17 protein-coding genes are annotated in these 17,222 nt (G+C 74.2%); 4 read left to right on the forward strand and 13 right to left on the reverse strand.

The features are described 5' to 3' along the window. Window positions 1-3: 3 nt before the first annotated feature. The 6 genes from OG534_RS06445 to OG534_RS06470 all read right to left on the reverse strand — a co-directional run bounded on the left by OG534_RS06445 (window position 4) and on the right by OG534_RS06470 (window position 7,395). Window positions 4-1,308 carry an aspartate aminotransferase family protein gene (locus tag OG534_RS06445; RefSeq protein WP_326587104.1) on the reverse strand — a complete coding sequence of 435 codons (1,305 nt, stop codon included), beginning with the start codon at window positions 1,306-1,308 and terminating at the stop codon, window positions 4-6. Continuing rightward, window positions 1,305-2,147: a nitrilase-related carbon-nitrogen hydrolase gene (locus OG534_RS06450; RefSeq protein WP_326587105.1), complete on the reverse strand. Its 843-nt coding sequence runs from the start codon at window positions 2,145-2,147 to the stop codon at window positions 1,305-1,307. The genes OG534_RS06445 and OG534_RS06450 overlap by 4 nt, the downstream gene beginning before the upstream one ends. A gap of 389 nt (window positions 2,148-2,536) precedes the next feature. Then, entirely contained in the window at window positions 2,537-4,333 is a 1,797-nt protein-coding gene (locus OG534_RS06455) for a hypothetical protein (RefSeq protein WP_326587106.1), read from the reverse strand. Between the two features lie 99 nt (window positions 4,334-4,432). After that, complete coding sequence (locus tag OG534_RS06460; protein ID WP_326587107.1) at window positions 4,433-4,813, reverse strand: PPOX class F420-dependent oxidoreductase; 381 nt, start codon at window positions 4,811-4,813, stop codon at window positions 4,433-4,435. 147 nt (window positions 4,814-4,960) lie between these two features. After that, window positions 4,961-5,635 (reverse strand): fasciclin domain-containing protein, encoded by a 675-nt coding sequence (locus OG534_RS06465; protein ID WP_326587108.1) that lies wholly within the window; start codon window positions 5,633-5,635, stop codon window positions 4,961-4,963. Window positions 5,636-5,811: 176 nt separating this feature from the next. Next, complete coding sequence (locus OG534_RS06470; protein WP_326587109.1) at window positions 5,812-7,395, reverse strand: molybdopterin-dependent oxidoreductase; 1,584 nt, start codon at window positions 7,393-7,395, stop codon at window positions 5,812-5,814. Window positions 7,396-7,714: 319 nt separating this feature from the next. On the opposite strand from OG534_RS06470, the gene sigK reads away from it, so the two are divergent. Continuing rightward, window positions 7,715-8,326, forward strand: a complete 612-nt coding sequence (sigK, locus tag OG534_RS06475; protein WP_326587110.1) for an ECF RNA polymerase sigma factor SigK — start codon at window positions 7,715-7,717, stop codon at window positions 8,324-8,326. Then, complete coding sequence (locus tag OG534_RS06480) at window positions 8,323-9,072, forward strand: anti-sigma factor (RefSeq protein ID WP_326587111.1); 750 nt, start codon at window positions 8,323-8,325, stop codon at window positions 9,070-9,072. The genes sigK and OG534_RS06480 overlap by 4 nt, the downstream gene beginning before the upstream one ends. Window positions 9,073-9,130: 58 nt before the next feature. Here OG534_RS06480 and OG534_RS06485 read toward each other — a convergent pair whose 3' ends face one another. Next, a complete protein-coding gene (locus OG534_RS06485; RefSeq protein ID WP_326587112.1) occupies window positions 9,131-9,307 on the reverse strand; it encodes a hypothetical protein in 177 nt (58 codons plus the stop codon). 103 nt (window positions 9,308-9,410) lie between these two features. Then, window positions 9,411-9,662 (reverse strand): helix-turn-helix domain-containing protein, encoded by a 252-nt coding sequence (locus OG534_RS06490; protein ID WP_326587113.1) that lies wholly within the window; start codon window positions 9,660-9,662, stop codon window positions 9,411-9,413. A 64-nt stretch (window positions 9,663-9,726) separates the two neighbouring features. On the opposite strand from OG534_RS06490, the gene map reads away from it, so the two are divergent. After that, window positions 9,727-10,494, forward strand: a complete 768-nt coding sequence (gene map / locus OG534_RS06495; RefSeq protein WP_326587114.1) for a type I methionyl aminopeptidase — start codon at window positions 9,727-9,729, stop codon at window positions 10,492-10,494. Window positions 10,495-10,508: 14 nt separating this feature from the next. Here the strand turns inward: map and ggt are convergent, their stop codons facing one another. Continuing rightward, on the reverse strand, window positions 10,509-12,308 hold the full coding sequence (ggt, locus tag OG534_RS06500; protein ID WP_326587115.1) for a gamma-glutamyltransferase: 1,800 nt from the start codon (window positions 12,306-12,308) through the stop codon (window positions 10,509-10,511). A 160-nt stretch (window positions 12,309-12,468) separates the two neighbouring features. Here ggt and OG534_RS06505 point away from each other — a divergent pair, with 160 nt between their 5' ends. Next, entirely contained in the window at window positions 12,469-13,197 is a 729-nt protein-coding gene (locus OG534_RS06505; protein ID WP_326587116.1) for a hypothetical protein, read from the forward strand. On the opposite strand, the gene OG534_RS06510 is transcribed toward OG534_RS06505, so the two are convergent. From OG534_RS06510 to OG534_RS06525, 4 genes are all read right to left on the reverse strand, one after another. Next, window positions 13,157-14,428 carry a cytochrome P450 gene (locus OG534_RS06510; protein WP_326587117.1) on the reverse strand — a complete coding sequence of 424 codons (1,272 nt, stop codon included), beginning with the start codon at window positions 14,426-14,428 and terminating at the stop codon, window positions 13,157-13,159. The two genes, OG534_RS06505 and OG534_RS06510, sit on opposite strands and share 41 nt — an antisense overlap. A 118-nt stretch (window positions 14,429-14,546) precedes the next feature. Then, the gene (locus OG534_RS06515) at window positions 14,547-15,083 is read right to left on the reverse strand and encodes a hypothetical protein (RefSeq protein WP_326587118.1); all 537 of its coding nucleotides are present in this window, start codon (window positions 15,081-15,083) and stop codon (window positions 14,547-14,549) included. After that, entirely contained in the window at window positions 15,080-16,525 is a 1,446-nt protein-coding gene (locus OG534_RS06520; protein WP_326587119.1) for a HAMP domain-containing sensor histidine kinase, read from the reverse strand. The genes OG534_RS06515 and OG534_RS06520 overlap by 4 nt, the downstream gene beginning before the upstream one ends. Before the next feature lie 6 nt (window positions 16,526-16,531). After that, a complete protein-coding gene (locus OG534_RS06525) occupies window positions 16,532-17,215 on the reverse strand; it encodes a response regulator transcription factor (protein ID WP_326587120.1) in 684 nt (227 codons plus the stop codon). Window positions 17,216-17,222: the final 7 nt, after the last annotated feature.

Raw genomic sequence — 17,222 nt, forward strand, 5'->3', positions numbered from 1 at the left:
CCCCTACTCGATGCCGGTCACTCGGCGAAGTGCCTGTTCGAGGATCTCGGCGCCCTCTTCCGCCTCGGCGACGGTGAGGGAGAGCGGCGGCGCGATGCGCAGCACGCTGGTGTTGTGGCCGCCGCCCTTGCCGAGCAGCAGGCCGCCTTCGCGGGCGGCCTCCAGGACGGCGGCGGCCGTGTCCGGGTCGGCCTCGTCGGTGCCCGGCTTCGTCAGTTCGATGCCCGCCATCAGGCCCCGGCCGCGGATCTCCCGTACGGCGGGCACGGTGGCGGCGATGCCGCGCAGCCGCTCCAGCAGCAGGCCGCCGACGCGGCGGGCGTTGCCTTGGAGGTCGTGCTCCAGCAGGTACGCGAGGTTGGCGACGCCGGCCGCCATGGTGACCGGGGAACCGCCGAAGGTGGAGATGGAGTTGGAGTCCAGGCAGTTCATCACCTCGGCACGGGCCACGACACCGCCGATGGACATGCCGTTGCCGATCCCCTTGGCGAAGGTGAGGATGTCCGGCGGGCCGTTCTGGGCGTGCGCCTGCCAGCCCCAGAAGTGGTCGCCGGTGCGGCCCCAGCCGGTCTGCACCTCGTCGCTGATCCACAGGATGCCGTGGCGGCGCAGGACCTCGCGGAAGGCCCCGTACAGGCCGTCGGGCGGGGAGGTGAACCCGCCGACGCCCTGGATGGGTTCGGCGATGAGCGCGGCCACTCCCCCGCGGGCCTGCCCGAGGACGTCTTCCAGGTCCTCGACGGCGGCGGCGGTGAAGGCGGCGTCGTCCAGCTGCGCGAAGGGGCCGCGGGTGCGGACCGCGCCGTGCACGTAGTACGTCTGGAGCGGCGAGAGGCTGGTCGGGGACCAGCCGCGGTTGCCGGTGATCGAGACGGTGGAGAAGGACCGGCCGTGGTAGCTGTTGCGCATCGCCAGGATCTGGTTGGAGCGGCGGTACGTCGTCGCGAGCAGCAGGGCGGTGTCGTTGGCCTCGGTGCCGGAGGTGGTGAAGAAGACCCGCGCGTCGGGGATGCCGGACAGGGCGGCGACCCGCTCGGCCAGCTCGATCATCGGCCGGTTGAGGTACAGGGTGGAGGAGTGGATGATCCGCCCGGCCTGCTCGGAGACGGCTTTGGTGACCTCGGGCAGGGCGTGGGCGGTCATCGTGGTGAGGATGCCGCCGAAGAAGTCGAGGTAGCGGTTGCCGTCGGCGTCCCAGACGTGGCGGCCCTCGCCGTGGGTCAGCTCGATGGGGTGCTTGTAGTAGAGCGCGAGCCAGTCGGGCAGCACGGTGCGGTGGCGGCTGTGGAGCGGGGTCGGGTTGGTCACGGCTGTACGAGCCCTCCGTAGGCGTCGGGGCGGCGGTCGCGGTAGAAGGCCCACTGGTCGCGGACCTCCTTGATCATGTCGAAGTCGAGGTCGCGGACGAGGAGTTCCTCCTCCTTGTCGCTGGCGACGTCGCCGACGAACCGGCCGCGCGGGTCGACGAAGTAGCTGGTGCCGTAGAAGTCGTTGTCGCCGTACTCCTCCTGGCCGATGCGGTTGATGGCGGCGATGAAGTACTCGTTGGCGACGGCCGCGGCGGGCTGTTCCAGCTGCCAGAGGTAGGCGGAGAGGCCGCGGTGGGTGGCGGACGGGTTGAAGACCAGCTGGGCTCCGGCCAGGCCCAGTTGGCGCCAGCCCTCGGGGAAGTGGCGGTCGTAGCAGATGTAGACGCCCACCTTCCCGACGGCGGTGTCGAAGACGGGCCAGCCGAGGTTGCCCGGGCGGAAGTAGTACTTCTCCCAGAAGCCCTTGACCTGGGGGATGTGGTGCTTGCGGTACTTGCCCAGGTAGGTGCCGTCGGCGTCGATGACGGCGGCGGTGTTGTAGTAGAAGCCGGCGCTCTCCAGCTCGAAGACCGGTACGACGATCACCATTCCGGTTTCGCGGGCGAGGTCCTGCATCCGGCGGACGGTCGGGCCGTCGGGGACGGCCTCGGCCCAGCGGTAGTGCTCGGGCTCCTGGACCTGGCAGAAGTAGGGGGCGTTGAACACCTCCTGGAAGCCGATGATCTTCGCGCCCTGGGAGGCGGCCCGGCGGGCGTGCTCCTCGTGTTTGGCGATCATCGATTCGGTGTCTCCGGTCCAGGTGGCCTGGACCAGCGCGGCGCGGACGACTTGGGCCATGAGCTGCTCCTCGCGACGGGAACGCCGAGTTCTACGCACGTAGACGGAGTGCGTAGGGAGTAGAACGTAGGCCTCGTCACAGCGTGGGGCAAGACCGCCGTGCGCGGTTGGAGTAGTCGATCACGTTACGTCGCCCCGCGGTCGAATGCGGTCAGGAGACGGGCGGGTTAGGGGGTGTCTTGTCGGTCCGGCCGGGGCGGGGGCGGCGTCCGCCGTGCGATCGATCCGGCCGGACCTTCCGGATCGTGCCGGGCCCGCGCTGCCGGGCACCGCGCCTCGCCGCGTTGTCGGGGCGCCCGAGTCCGTCGAGTACGGGCGGGCTCCTCCACGCTGGGATGCACGGCACCGGACAACAACGCGGGCTCGGCCGGCAAGTCCGAAAGACACGCCTAAGCCGCTCCGATGCCCGCCACCCGCAGGGCGTGCACCAGGTCGCGGTGCCGGGTCCCGGGCAGGGCGCGGGCCGCGTGGAGCAGGCGCGGGGCGAACCACTGCGGGTCGTGCCGCGCCAGGCCGGCCGCCTCTTCGGCGGTGCGGACCCGGACGAAGGCGCCGAGCAGGGCGTCGGCCTCGCGGATCCGGCCGGAGGCGCCGAGGGCGAGCGCCGCGTCCGCGACCTCGGCGGTGGGACGGGCCACGCCCTGGCGCAGCAGGGCGTCGCAGTCGGCCTCCCGGCCGGCGTCGCCGAGGGCGGCGGCGGCCGCCGCGAGCTGCTCGGGCGGGAGCGAGGCCGCCTCCCACAGCAGGGTGGCCCAGTCGGCCGCGAGCCCGGCGCGGGCCAGTTCGGCGGCCAGCCCGGGCAGCCGGTCGGCGGGCCAGGCGGCGGCCTCGCACAGCAGCGCGTGCGCCTCACCGGTGCGGCCCTGTGCGCGCAGTGCGAGCAGTTCGGCGGCGACGGCCCGGGTGGCCCCGGCCGAAGCCGCCCCGTGCGCCGCGCCCTCGGGGCCGGGCGCGGGCTCCGTCCGGGCGCCCCGGGGGGCCGGATCGTGCGCGCGGCCGAACCTGGCGCCACGTGGGGCGGGTTGGCCGCTGCCGGGCGCGCCGCCGTCGGCCGGGTGACCCGGCGGCGGCATGAAGGCGGGGGTCTCGGGCGACGCCGCACCGGCATACCGAGCACCCCCGGCCCGCCGCCCACCCCGCATCCACCGCCCTTCGGCCCGCCCGACGGGAGCCTCGGCCCGCCCGCCGGAAGTCTCAGGCCGCCCGGCGAGAGCATCAGGCCGGCCGGCCTGCCCATCAACCCACCCGGCGGGAGCCTCCGACCACCCGATCGGCGCCTCAGCCCGGCCGACGGGCACCTCAGGCCACCGGGTGGAAGCATCAGGCCGGCCGGCCTGCGCATCAACCCACCCGGCTGAAGCCTGCGCCCGACCGGGCGGCGCCTCGGCCCCGCTGACGGGAGCCTCGGTCCAGGCAGCCGGCGCATCGGCCCCACCCCCAGGAGCCGCCGACCGCCCGAGCAGCGTCTCGGACTGGCCGACGGGAGCATCAGGCCAGCGGGCGGGAGCATCGGGGCGGGCGTCCTCGGTAGCGGCCCAGTCGGTGGGGGGCTGCGCCCGGTCGGCGGGCGCCTCGGTCCAGGTGGCCGGTGCGTCCGGCCACCGCGCCGGGGCCTCCGCCCGGGCGAGCAGCGTTTCGGTCCGGTCGGGGCGGGTGGGTGGGGGTGCCGGGCGCTGGCGGGGGACGCCGGGGAGGGCGTCCTCGGGCTTCGGCGGGGCCGGCCAGGGGTCGGTGGGGGCGGCGCGCAGGGCCTGCAGGCGGGCCGCCAGGTCCTCGTGGCGGGCCGCGGCGCGGGCCACGTCGTCCTGGGTCCACGAGAGTTCCCGGGTCAGGGCGTCCGTCTCCGCCGCGCCGACGGCCCCGCCGAGCCGGGCCGTCAGGCTCCGCAGGGCCTCCTCCGACTCGGCCCGCTGCGCGGCCGCCGCCGTGAGCAGGGTCCGCAGCTCGTCCTCGCCGCCCGGCAGCCGGTCCCACGCGGCGACGGCCGCCGCTCGCAGCCTGGCCGCGTATACGGTCTCCCGCGCCGCGAACTCCGTGCCCCGCGCCTCCGCCAGGTCCCGCAGCAGCGATTCCACCACGTCCCACGGAGGCATCGCCGCTCCGTCGAGACAGGCCCGCACGCCCTGTGGATCCCGGCGCAGGAACTCCCCGTACCAGCCCGCCCCAGGGTCCAGCCTCTGCGTCAACCCCCGCAAGTATCCGGAGAGTTGACTGATCGCCAGTGAAGTCGCGGTCTCCATGACCGCATTGGACCCCACCCGTGTTACGTGCGGGCTACGGGAATCTCAAAGCTTGACGGCGATCGCCGTGTGCGGCCGCTTCCCCCGCCGCGCCAGGGTGGCGGGCACGTCCAGCGTCCAGAACTGCCAGGTGTACTTGCGCGACAGCAGCTTCCGCACCCGCCGCAGCCCCGCCTCGTCGAGCAGCCGGGCCTCGCCCTCCCACACGGGCGCCCCTTCCGCGACGCGTCCGCGCACGTCGCACGCGGTGACGGTGACCCGCCCGTCGTTGCGGATCCGCTTGACCTTCCACGAATCGCTGCGCGTCCACACGTAAAGCTCACCCCCGTCGGCCACCGCCCACACCGGCGTCGCCACGGGTGTGCCGTCCTTGCGGAAGGTGGTGAGACTGACGTACCGCGCCCTGCCGAGCTCTTCGAGACCCATGCGCCGACCCTAGCGGGCGGGCGGGCACGCGGCGGCGTCGGCCGGCCTTCCGCGCACTCCCCCGCGCCGCACGGCCGGTGGCCCGGCACCCCGGGAGCAACGGGGTGCCGGACCAGCGGCGTGGTGCGCGGGCGCCGGGGCCCGCGGCTACTTGGGCATCAGCACGGTGTCGACGATGTAGACGGTCGCGTTGGCGGTCTTCACGTCGCCGCAGACCACACGCGAGGTGCCGTTGACCTTGTACTCCTCCCCGGCGCCGCCGGTGGTCACCTCTCCCTTCTGGAGCGTCTCGAAGGTGCCGCTCTCCAGCTGCCTCGGCGTCAGCTTCTGGCCGACCACGTGGTAGGTGAGGATCTTGGTCAGCGTCTGCTTGTCGGCGAGGACCTTGTCGAGCTCCGCCTTCGGGATCTTCGCGAAGGCGTCGTTCGTCGGCGCGAAGACCGTGATGTCCTTGGCGTTGTTCAGGGTGTCGACCAGGCCGGCCTTCTTGACGGCGGTGACCAGTGTGGACAGGGCCGGATTGTTGGAGGCCGCGGTGGCGACGGGGTCCTTGGCCATGCCGTCGAAGGAGCCGGCACCCTGCTTGGGTACGCCCGCACACGCCGGGCCGAAGGGCTGGTCGCCCGTCCCCGCACCGTCCACCGGCACCGGGGCACCGACATCGGCCGGGTCGCCGGCGGCTCCGGCGGGAGCGGCCCCGGCGTCCGCCCCGGCCCCGGCATCGGCGCCGGCGCCGGAGTCCGAGCAGGCTGCCAGCGAGAAGGGCAGGACGGCGACGGCGGCCACGGCGATCGCGGTACGGCGGATGCGCATGCTGTTCATGATCGATTGCTCCTTGGGTCGGTGGTTCTCAGTGCGTACTCGGTGCATATTTGGTGCGCATTTGGTGCACACTCGGGCGCGCGTTCGGCGCGTGTTCGGTGCGCACCCGGTTCTGCGGTCGGGGGTCGGACTGCGCTCCCGCCGCGGCCGGCGCCCAGGGCCGGAGCGGCGGCGGATCAGGGGACGGTGACGAAGACGCTGTGCCGCCCGCTCGCCCCGTCGGGGACGGTCCGGGCCCGCTCCTCGGTCTGGACCTCTCCGGTGCCGTCGGTGGCGCGGACGGTGAGGGTGTGTCCTCCGGGTACGGCCCGCCACGGGTACGACCACTGCCGCCAGGTGTCGACGCTGTGCTGCGCGGCGAGGTCGGCGTCCTGCCAGGGGCCTTCGTCGACGCGGACCTCGACGCGGTTGATCCCGCGGCGCTGGGCCCAGGCCACGCCGGCGACCACGACCGTTCCGGCGGCGGGACGCGCGAAGGGCCTCGGGGTGTCGATGCGGGCCTGTGTCTTGACGGGGGCCCGGCGGGCCCATGCGCGCCGGACCCAGTACGGGTCGTAGGCGTCGAAGGTGGTGAGTTCGATGTCGGCGATCCACTTGCAGGCCGACACGTATCCGTAGAGGCCGGGGACGAGCATCCGTACCGGGAAGCCGTGGTCGAACGGCAGGGGCTCGCCGTTCATGCCGACCGCGAGCATCGCGTCGCGGCCGTCCATGACGTCCTCGACCGGGGAGCCGAGGGTCATGCCGTCCACGGACCGGGCGACCAGCTGGTCCGCCCCGCCGCCTTGGGAGGGCGGCCGTACGCCGCACTCCCGCAAGAGGTCCGCCAGGTCGGCGCCCAGCCAGCGGGCGGTGCCGAGGTACGGGCCGCCGACCTCGTTGGAGACACAGGTCAGGGTGATGTCCCGCTCGATCAGGGGCCGTACGAGGAGCTCCGCGAGGCTGTAGGTGCGGGGCGCGGTGACACCCTTGCCGTGGATCCGCAGCCGCCACGCGGCGGCGTCGACCTTCGGGACGGACAGGGCCGTGTCGACCCGGTAGAAGTCGCGGTTCGGCGTGGTGAAGGGGCTGATTCCGGCGGCCTTCAGCCGCGCCCCCTCGGGGACGGGCGGGGCGGGCGAGGCAGGGGCCGGCAGGACGAGGGCCTTGCGGGAGGCGACGGCTCCCTGCCCGCGGCGGCCGCTCAGGCCGCGGCCCGCGAGACCGGCCCCGCCGGCGGCCGCCACGACGGCGGTGGCGGCGGTGAGGAAGCGGCGCCGGCTCCAGCTGTCCACGGGGTTCCCGTGCCCCGGCGACGCCGTCCCGGGCGGAGCCGCCCGGCCCGCCAGGACGTACAGCGCGCCGGCTCCGGCGACGGCCCCGAGGAGCGAGGGCAGGACGTCCACGGCGCCGGTGGCGTCCGGCCGGCTCAGCGCGGCAGCGCTCCCGACGAGCCCGAAGACGAGGACGCCGGCCGCGCCGAGCGGGCGGGAGCGGAGCGCGAGCAGCCCCAGGGCGACGGCGCAGGGGACGAGCAGGGCGAGGATGCCGAGCTGCAGGACGAGCTTGTCGTCCTCCCCGAAGGTCCGGATCGCGAAGTCCTTCACGGGGGCCGGAGTCCGGTCGATGACCGCACGGCCGACCACGGTCACCGGTGCGGCCGCCGGCCGGAGCAGACCGGCCGTCAGCTCGCCGACGGCGAGCGCGGTGAACGCGGCCGACAGGCCGGACAGGGCGGCGGCGAGGGCTTGCCGGGCGAGGGTGGTGCGGAACGTGCTCACACCCTCGGTTCGGCGTCCGCCGGTCGGCGGATGGGTCCCTCACTCCTTCGGGTGATGGGGGCTTCGGCTCCTGACGGGATCCGGCGCCGCCTCGCGGGGAAGGGTCCGACAGTTGACCGGCTTTCGGGAAACGCCCCCATCCGCGCGCCCGTCCGCTACGAATGCACCAGCGGATCCACCCCCCAGGATCCGCGGCCGGGCCGCCCTCGGGCAGCCCGGCCGCCACGTCGCACAGGAGGACCGCCATGCGAGGGACAAGCCGCCTCCGGCCGGCCGCGGCCGGACGGCGCCGTACCGGGTCGTCGCCGGGGCAGGTCGCGTGACCCGGCCGCTGCCGTTCGACACCGGCCGGACGGGTCGCGCCCGCCCGGGCGGGCGCCCCGACCGCGCCGACCTGGCCGAGACCATGGGACGGGTCGCCCACGGCGACAAGCAGGCGTTCTCCGCGCTCTACGACGCCCTCTCGCCGCTGGTGTTCGGGATCGTGATCAAGGTCGTGCGCAACCGCGCCCAGTCCGAGGAAGTCGCCCAGGAGGTGATGATCGACCTCTGGCGGCAGGCCGCCCGCTACCGGCCCGAGGCCGGCAGCGTCACCACCTGGGCGGCGGCGATCGCCCACCGGCGGGCCGTCGACCGGGTCCGCTCCGCGCAGGCGGCGGCCGACCGCGACCACGCCCAGGCCGCGCGCGACCACCGGACACCGTTCGACGTCGTCGCCGAGCAGGTCGAAACCCGGCTGGAGAGCGAGCAGGTCCGCCGTTGCATGAGCTTCCTGACCGAACTCCAGCGGCACGCCGTGACACTGGCCTACTACCAAGGCCTGACCTACCGTGAGGTGGCCGAAGCCCTGCACACGCCGCTGCCGACGATCAAGACACGCATGCGCGATGGGTTGATCCGGCTGCGCGACTGCATGGGGGTCACCGCATGAACCAGGAGCGCCACGACCTCCACGTCCTCGCCGGCGCCTACGCCCTCGACGCCCTCGAACCGGCCGAGCGCGAGGCGTTCACCGCCCATCTCGTCACCTGCGAGGCCTGCCGGCACGAGGCGGCGGAGTTCGAGGCCACCGCCGCTCGCCTGGCGGCCGCCGCGGCCCAGCCCCCGCCCGCCGAGATGAAGCACCGGACCATGGCGGCCGTCGACGGCGTGCGCCAGCTCGCGCCGCGCACGGCCACCGTCACCACGCCCGTCGCGATCGGCGGCGCGCTGCGACGCGGGGCCCTGCCGTTCGCGGTCGCCGCGAGCGTCGCCGCCGCCCTGTTCGGCGGACTCGCCGCCTGGCAGCACCAGGAGGGCCGGCAGTACGAGCAGCGCGCCCTGAAGGCCGAACAGCACACCGACACCGTCGGGGCGGTCCTCGCCGCGCCCGACGCACGGGCCTTCCACGCACCCGCCCGCAACGGGGCGGCGACCACCGTCGTCTCCTCCACCCGGCAGAACCGGGCCGTCTTCGCCGCCGCCGGGCTGCCCGCTCCCGCGCCGGGGCGTACGTACCAGCTGTGGCTGGAGCGGTCGGGCACCATGCGCCCGGCCGGCTTCATCGACCGGGACGGCACGGTCCTCCTGGAGGGCGACACGGCGGGCGCCGGCGCGGTCGGCCTCACGCTCGAACCGGCCGGAGGATCCCTGCGGCCCACCACCCCGCCCCTGGTCCTGCTGCGCCTGCCCACCTGAGTTCCACCCGCCGCTCCCGTACGAGCGCGGTGCAGCGGTTCAGCAGTGCAGCGGTGCCTCAGGGGCCGCCCGGTACACCGGGCTCCACGGCTCCGTGCCGGCCCCGGCCGTCCGCTTCGCGTGCGGGACCCGGCCGGTCCTCGGGCAGTGCGCACGCCGCGAGGAGCAGGCCTCCCGCGAGGAGGGCGCCGACGGCTGCGAATCCGAGTCGTTTGGCTGCGTTCGTGGCTGACACACCCTCACGCTTGCCCCGGCCTGCCCGATTCCCACCGCCTATTGGGCCGTTCGGCCGCGGGGCCCGCCCGAACGGCAGGCCGGGCGCTCACCCCGCGGAGGCCTCAGGCCGGTACGACCGTGCAGCGCCGCAGGACGTCGTCCAGCGAGAGCCCGAGGGCCTCGGCGAGGGCGGCGACCGTGAAGAAGGCCGGGGTGGGCGCCCGGCCGGTCTCGATCTTGCGGAGGGTCTCGGCGGAGAGCCCGGCGCCGGCCGCGACCTCGACCATGCTGCGGGCGCCGCGGGCCTCGCGCAGCAGGGCGCCGAGCCGCTCGCCGCGCTCGCGCTCTTCGGGGGTGAGAGGGGTACGGACCATGCCCCCATCGTACCCCGCACGCCAATAAGTATCCCGTTATAGTTATACCGGTATAGTTATTGGCATGGTGGAACTGAAGACAGACCTTGAGATCGACAAGATGCGCGCCGCGGGCCGGGTGGTCGCGCACGCGCTGGCCGCCGTACGGGAGGCCGCGCACGTCGGGGTGTCCCTGCTGGACCTGGACCGGGTCGCCCGCGAGGTGCTCCGCGAGGCCGGCGCGACCTCGCCCTTCCTGGGCTACCGGCCGCGGTTCGCGCCGGTGCCCTTCCCCGCCGTGGTGTGCGCCTCGGTCAACGACGCGATCGTGCACGGCATCCCCGACGACTACCGGCTGCGCGACGGCGACCTGGTCAGCATCGACTGCGGTGCGAAGCTCGGCGGCTGGGTCGGCGACGCGGCGGTCAGCTTCACGGTCGGCCGGGCCCGCCCCGCCGACCTGCGGCTGATCGGGACGGCCGAAGCGGCGCTCGCGGCCGGGATCGCCGCCGCCGTGCCGGGCAACAGGATCGGGGACATCGCCCACGCCGTGGGCACCGTCGGCCGCGCCGCCGGGTACGGCGTCCCCGACGGCTTCGGCGGCCACGGCATCGGCCGCAGCATGCACGAGGACCCGGGCGTGCCCAACGAGGGACCGCCGGGACGCGGCATGAAGCTGCGCCCCGGCATGGTCCTCGCCATCGAGCCGATGCTGACCGCCGGCGGCACGGACGACTACCGGTGCGACGCCGACGGCTGGACCCTGCGCACCGTCGACGGCAGCCGCGCCACCCACGCGGAGCACACGGTCGCGATCACCGCCGACGGCCCCAGGATCCTGACCGCTCTGTAGGAGCCGCCCGCGTGCTACGGCCTGCCGTGCGGGTGGACGACCATGGCCGAGCCGCCGCCGCGGCGGGTGGGCTCGGCCGCCGCCAGCCAGCGGCCGTCCGGCAGCCGCTGGACGCCGGTGGCGGCGCCGATCTCCGGATTCTGCCGGAAGCGCTGGCCCAGTGCCTCCAGTTCGGCGCGCAGCGGACTGTCCCACAGGGCCGGCTCCAGCTCGGTGGTGGCCTGGTTGCGCTGGCTGGCCCGCGGCGCGGCGATCGCGTCGACCAGCGGCAGACCCCTGTCCAGGTGGCCGGTCAGGGTCTGCAGGACGGTGGTGATGATGGTGGCGCCGCCCGGGGAACCCACCGCGAGCACCGGCCGGCCGTGCTCCAGCACGATCGTCGGGGACATGGAGGAGCGCGGCCGCTTGCCGGGGCCGGGCAGGTTCGGGTCGGAGACTCCGGGCGCGGCCGGGGCGAAGGAGAAGTCGGTGAGCTCGTTGTTGAGGAGGAAGCCGCGGCCCGGGACGGTGATCGCGCTGCCGCCCGTGGACTCGATGGTCAGGGTGTAGGACACCACGTTGCCCCAGCGGTCGGCGACCGTCAGGTGGGTGGTGTTCTCCCCTTCGTACGTGGTCGGGGCGGCCTGCCCGGTCGTGGCGCAGGGCACGGGGTGGCGCGGGTCGCCGGGGGCGAGCGGGCTGGTCAGCGTCCGGTCCGGCCGGATCAGGCAGGCCCGCGAGTCGGCGAACCGCTGCGAGAGCAGTTCGCGCGTCGGTACGTCCTCGGCCGCCGGGTCGCCGACCCAGCGGCCCCGGTCGGCGAAGGAGATCCGGGAGGCCTCGATGAAGTGGTGCAGGTACTGCACCTCGGAGAGCTTCGAGAGGTCGCTCCGCTCCAGGATGTTCAGCGCCTCGCCGACGGTGGTGCCGCCGGAGGAGGAGGGCGCCATGCCGTAGACGTCCAGGCCGCGGTAGCCCACGCGGGTCGGGTCCTGCCGCTTGGTCGCGTACGCGCGCAGGTCGCGGGTGGTCAGGTCGCCGGGCCGCACCTTCCGGGTGGCCGCCGGGTCCACCGGGGGCGTGCGGACGGCCCGGACGATGTCCTCGGCGATGGGGCCGCGGTACAGGGCGCCGGTCCCCTTGCGGGCGAGTTCGGCGTAGGTGGCGGCCAGGTCGGGGTTCTTGAAGGTGGAGCCGACCACCGGGAGGGCGCCGCCCGGCAGGAAGAGCTTCGAGGTGTCCGGGAAGTCCTTGAAGCGGGCCTCGTTGAGCTCGGTCTGGGCCCGGAAGGTGGCGTCCACCGTGAAGCCGTCGCGCGCCAGTTTCTCGGCGGGCTTGAGCAGGTGGCGCAGCGGCCGGGTGCCCCAGTCGTCGAGGGCGCTCTTCCAGGTGGCGGGGGTTCCGGGGACGCCGACGCCGAGGCCGCTGGTCTGGCCCTCGGCGAAGGGGATGGGCGCGCCGTTCTCCTGGAACAGCGCGGCGGTGGCCGTGGCGGGGGCGGTCTCGCGGCCGTCGATGGTGTGCACCCGGCGCGAGCGCGCGTCGTAGTAGACGAAGTAGCCGCCTCCGCCGATGCCCGCCGAATAGGGCTCGGTGACACCGAGCGCGGCGGCGGTGGCCACCGCCGCGTCCACGGCGTTGCCCCCGGAGCGCAGCACGGCGATGCCCGCGGCGGAGGCGTCGGCGTCGACGCTGGCGACGGCCCCGCCGTAGCCGGCGGCGACCGGCACCTTGGCCGGTGCGGGCGGGGCCGGCGGCGGGGCGGCGGCGCCGGTCGAGACGAGTGCGGCGACGAGGGCCAGCAGCGGTAACGTGCGGGCGGCGGGACGGTGCATCCGGACCTCCAGTGGCAGCGTGCGCCGAGCCTAGCCGCCGCCCCGCCGTCCCGTCAGGGCGTCGGCCCCGACGCGCGGTTCACCGCCCCGGACTCCGCCCGGACGGGAGTCCCCGGACCTGCCGCTGACCCCGGACGCGGGATGCCCTAGCATCCCGCGCATGAACGACGACGTGCGCAACATCGTGCTCGGGGTGATAGCCACGGCCCTCAGCGGCGGCTTCGGCTGGTTCTCCCGGACCTACGTCTGGCGGCGCGCGCTCCGCCGCAAGCAGGCGTTCTTCGGGCTGCCGACCGGCTCCGACTGCCTGTTCGTGGTCAACCGGCAGATGGGCGGCACCGATGCGTCCCTGCACCGCAACGACGCCTTCGCCCTTCTGGAGATCTCCTCCCTGATCAAGGACTGCGGGGCGAACGTCCAGATCGTCACCCACGACGCGGCCCGGCAGGGCTTCGGTGAGCGATCCGAGTTCTGCGTCGGCGGGCCGACCTCCAACGTCCGCACGACCGCGCATCTGGCGTCCATGCTGCCGGGCGTGCAAACCGACATCGGGCTCCCGTCGGGCCATCCGGACCGCGCCGCCATCCGGGTCGGCGGGGAGGCGTACCGCTGGGTGAAGGGCCAGGTCGAGTACGTCCTGCTGGCGCGGCTGACGACCGGGCAGGGCTCCCGGCCGGTGTTCCTGCTGTCGGGACAGACGGCCAACAGCAACCAGGCGGCGGCCCGTTACCTGGCCAGGCACCACGAGGCACTGGCCGGCAAGTACCGCAACGGGTCGTTCTGCATCATGCTGAAGGTGATCAACTCGGATGCCTACGGGCCGGACGTGACCGAGCTGGTCGCGGACGTCACCGAGGCGGCCCGGACACCCGTAGCGGCAGCCGCGTGATCCCGTTGATGAAGTTCGACACCAGCCGCCGGGGCGGGCCGGCCGATTCGGGTACGGGCATGGTCGCGCACCACTCCTCGTAGAAGGTCCGCAGCTGGAGCCGGGCGAAGTGCGCGCCGAGGCAGACGTGCGGGCCGTCCCCGAAGGAGACGTGCGGGTTGGGCGTGCGGCCGAGGTCGAGACGGGCGGGGTCGGTGAAGACGCGCTCGTCGTGGTTGGCGGAGGCGTGGAAGACCACCACCTTGTCCCCGGCCCGGATCGGCTGCCCGGCGAGTTCGGTGTCGACGGCGGCCGTGCGGCGGAAGCTGAGCACCGGCGGGTGGACGCGCAGGAGTTCGTCGACGGCCCGGTCCACCGGGACCTCCCCTGCGGCGAGTCGGCGGTAGGCGTCCGGGACGAGGGCGAGGGCGAGCAGGCCGCCTGGGGCGGCGCTGCGGACGGTGTCGTTGCCCGCGACCGTGAGCAGGAAGAAGAACATCTCCAGTTCGGCGTCCGCGAGTCCGGCGTGCGCCAGGGCGGTCATCACGTCGTCGCCCGGGTGCGCCCGCTTGTGGGCGGCCAGTTCGCGGGCGTACGCGAACATCTCGCCGAGCAGCGCCGGGGAGCGCGGGTTCAGCGGCTTGCCGTCGGGGCCGAGCAGCGGCGCGGGCGCGTCCTCGGGGTCCTGGTAGCCGATGATCCGTACGGTCCACTCCAGCAGCAGGGCCCGGTCGGCGGCCGGGATGCCCAGCAGGTCCGTGAGGTTCAGCAGGGCGAACTCGTCGGTGACGGTGCGCACGAGGTCGGCGGCTCCGTCCTCGGCGTTCTTCCGGGCGCCGGCGAGCAGGCCGCGGGCGCGTTCCCGTACCCGCCCGGCGAAGGCGTCGACGCGGGCGGGGGTGAAGGCCCGGGCGACGAGCCGGCGCAGCCTGCCGTGGTCCCCGGCGGTCTTCGACGGGTCCTGGTTGAGCATGGTGCTGCGCAGGAACGGCAGGTCGGCCGGGTCGGGGTCGCGGATCTGGGTGGCGCCGGCCCAGGAGGAGTACGCGCGGTGGTCGCGCAGGACCCGGACGACGTCGGCGTGCCGGGTGACGGCCCAGAAGCCGGGGCCGGCGGGCCACCCGGCGATCTCGGGCTCCTCCTGCCAGGCCACCGGATGGTGCGCGCGCAGCACCCGGTAGCGGGCGTGCGGGATGCCCTCGGCGTAGATCCGGGGGTCGAAGACGTCGGGGACGTCCGCGGCGTGGTCCATGGGGCCACCGTGACGGGTGGGCGGCCCCGCCCGCAAGGCCGCGGCCGGCCGCGGTCCGGCCGCACGGGTCGGCGCCGCGGGTCGGCGCCGCCGGTCAGCACCGCCGGTCCACCGCGGGTCAGCGCCCTGTGTCGCACTCTGCGGAGGGAAGAGTGGTGTCGGTGCCCTGGAGGGTGACCGGGCTGAAGGTGTTCGGCAGGGCGGAGGCACCGACGGTGCACACCAGTTGGTCGCGGCCCAGATCCGACAGGCTGCCCACGGCGAACGGCACCCGGACCGTCAGCCCCTCGTCCGTCGAGTTCTGGCTCACCGCCACCGCCTCCGCCTGCGCGTCGGACAGCCGGGGCAGCGCTGTGGTCAACCCCGCCGCGTCCGCCGGACCGGTGGGGCCGTTCAGCAGCAGCCGCAGGAGCGGGACGGGCGCGAGGGTGTACTCGGCGCTGATCGCGAACGGGACCGGGACGAGCCGGTCTCCCTCCCTCGAGACGAAGTAGAGGATGGCGGCGGTCTTGCTGCCGGGGACCTTGACGGTGGCGGCGTGGCCACTGTCGACCACCCCGCTGCGCTTGATCCCGCATCCGGTGAGCAGCAGGGCGCAGGCCGCCAGCGCCGCCGTAACCGCCGTGGCCCGGGACCTCGTCCTCCGCGCTGTCATACGCGGGCCTCCAGCGGCATGTCGAGGGTGAAGAGGGCTCCCCCGGCCGGCCCGTTGCCCGCCTGGAGGGTGCCGCCGTGCAGGCGGACGTTCTCCAGGGTGATGGCGAGTCCGAGGCCACTGCCGGCGGAGCGGGTCCGGGCCGCGTCGGCCTTGAAGAAGCGGTCGAAGATGTGCGGCAGCACCTCGGGGGCGATGCCGGGCCCGCTGTCGGCGACGTGGATCAGCAGGCGCTCGCCGTCCTCGCCCGGTGCCGTCCGCACGGTGACGTGGACGGGGGCGCCGCCGTGCCGCAGGGCGTTGCCGACGAGGTTGGCGAGGACCACGTCGAAGCGGCGCGGGTCGAGTCGGGCGCGTACCCGGTCCGGCAGCTCGGTGACGACGCGGTGGTCGTTCCAGTGGCGTCGTTCGAGGGTCTTGCGCACGGCTTCGGCGATGTCCACGTCGTCGAGGTTGAGCTCGGCGGCCCGGGCGTCGAACCGGGAGATCTCCATCAGGTCCTCGACGAGGACGGCGAGCTTGCCGGTCTCGGCGCTGACCAGGCGCAGGGCCTTGGCGGTGTCGGCGTCGAGGTGCGCGGCGTCCTCGTCGAGGACCTCGGTCACGGCGAGCATCCCGGCGAGGGGGGTGCGCAGTTCGTGGGAGACGTCGGAGGCGAAGCGGCGGGCGCGGGTCTCCGCGTCCTGCAGTTCGCGCACGGACTGCTCCAGGGCGCGTGCGGTCTCGTTGAAGGTGCGGGCGAGTCCGGCGAGTTCGTCGGCGCCCCGGACCTCGATGCGGGTGTCGAGGCGGCCGCGGCCCAGCCGCTGGGCGGCGCGGCGCATGTCGCGGACCGGCCGCAGCACGCTGCGGGCGGCCAGCAGCGCGGGGACGATGGCGATGGCGAGCCCCGGGACGGCGCCCTGCTGGGCGGCCTCGACCATGGCCTCGACGGTCTGCTTCTCGGTGGAGAGCGGGACGCTGGCGTAGAAGACGACCCCGGTGGGTTCGCTGGAGCCCTTGTGCTCGAAGAGGGCGGGGACGCCGATCGTGAGCCACGGGTTGCCGCGCTGGTCCTCGACGCGCTGGAAGGCGGCGTACTGGTTGTGGCGGACCTTTTCGCGCAGGCTGTCGGTGATCACGCTGGAGACGGGCGTGTCGGGGTTGGTGGAGACGCGCACTCCGCCGTACTCGCCGAAGATGATCCACGGATGGGGCTTGCCGCGCTTGCCGAGCTCGATGACGACGCGCTGGAGCTCCTGCTGGGCCAGCGGAAGGCGCAGTTCCTGCTGTTCGATCTGTTCCCGCAGGCTGTTGACCGCGGTGTCCTGGGTCTGCTTGAGGATGGCGTTGCGCGCCTGCTGGTAGGTGAGCGCGGCAGTGGTCCCCGCGCTGATCGCCGCGACCAGCAGGAAGGCCGCGATCAGCCGGGTGCGCAGCCCCAGCGGTGCTATGCGTCGCACCGCGGCCTACAGGGGGCCGAAGCGGTAGCCGAAGCCGCGCACGGTCTGTATGTAGCGGGGGCTGCCGGCGGGGTCCTCGATCTTGTGCCGCAGGCGCCGGACGCAGGCGTCCACGAGGCGGGCGTCGGCGTGGTAGCTGTGGTCCCAGACGTACTCGAGGAGCTGCTGGCGGGAGAAGACCTGCTCGGGCGAGGCCGACAGGTGCAGCAGGAGCTTCAGTTCGCTGGGGGCGAGGGCCACGCGCCCGCCGTTCTTGGCGACGGTGAGCCCGCTGCGGTCGATGGTCAGTTCCGCGTGGACCTCGACGTCGGGGCGGACGCCCACCGGGTCGATGAGCCGGCGCAGTACGGCCTTGATGCGGGCCTCTATCACCTCGGTGCGGGCGGGTTTGACGATGTAGTCGTCGGCGCCGGCCTCCAGGCCGATGACGATGTCGAAGTCGTCGCCGCGCGCGGTCAGCATGATGATCGGCACCTCGCTGGTCTGGCGGATGCGGTGGCAGACCTGCACGCCGTTGATCCCCGGCAGCATCAGGTCGAGCAGGACGAGTTCGGGCCGGAAGGTGCCCATCAGGGCGAGGCCTTCCTCGCCGGTCTCGGCGGAGCTCACCTCGTGGCCGCGGCGGCGCAGGCCGAGGCCCACCCCCTCCCGGACGGACGGGTCGTCCTCGATCAGCAGTACGCGTGGCATCCGGTCA

The organism is Streptomyces sp. NBC_01294 (genome assembly GCF_035917235.1).
Lineage (GTDB): Bacteria > Actinomycetota > Actinomycetes > Streptomycetales > Streptomycetaceae > Streptomyces > Streptomyces caledonius.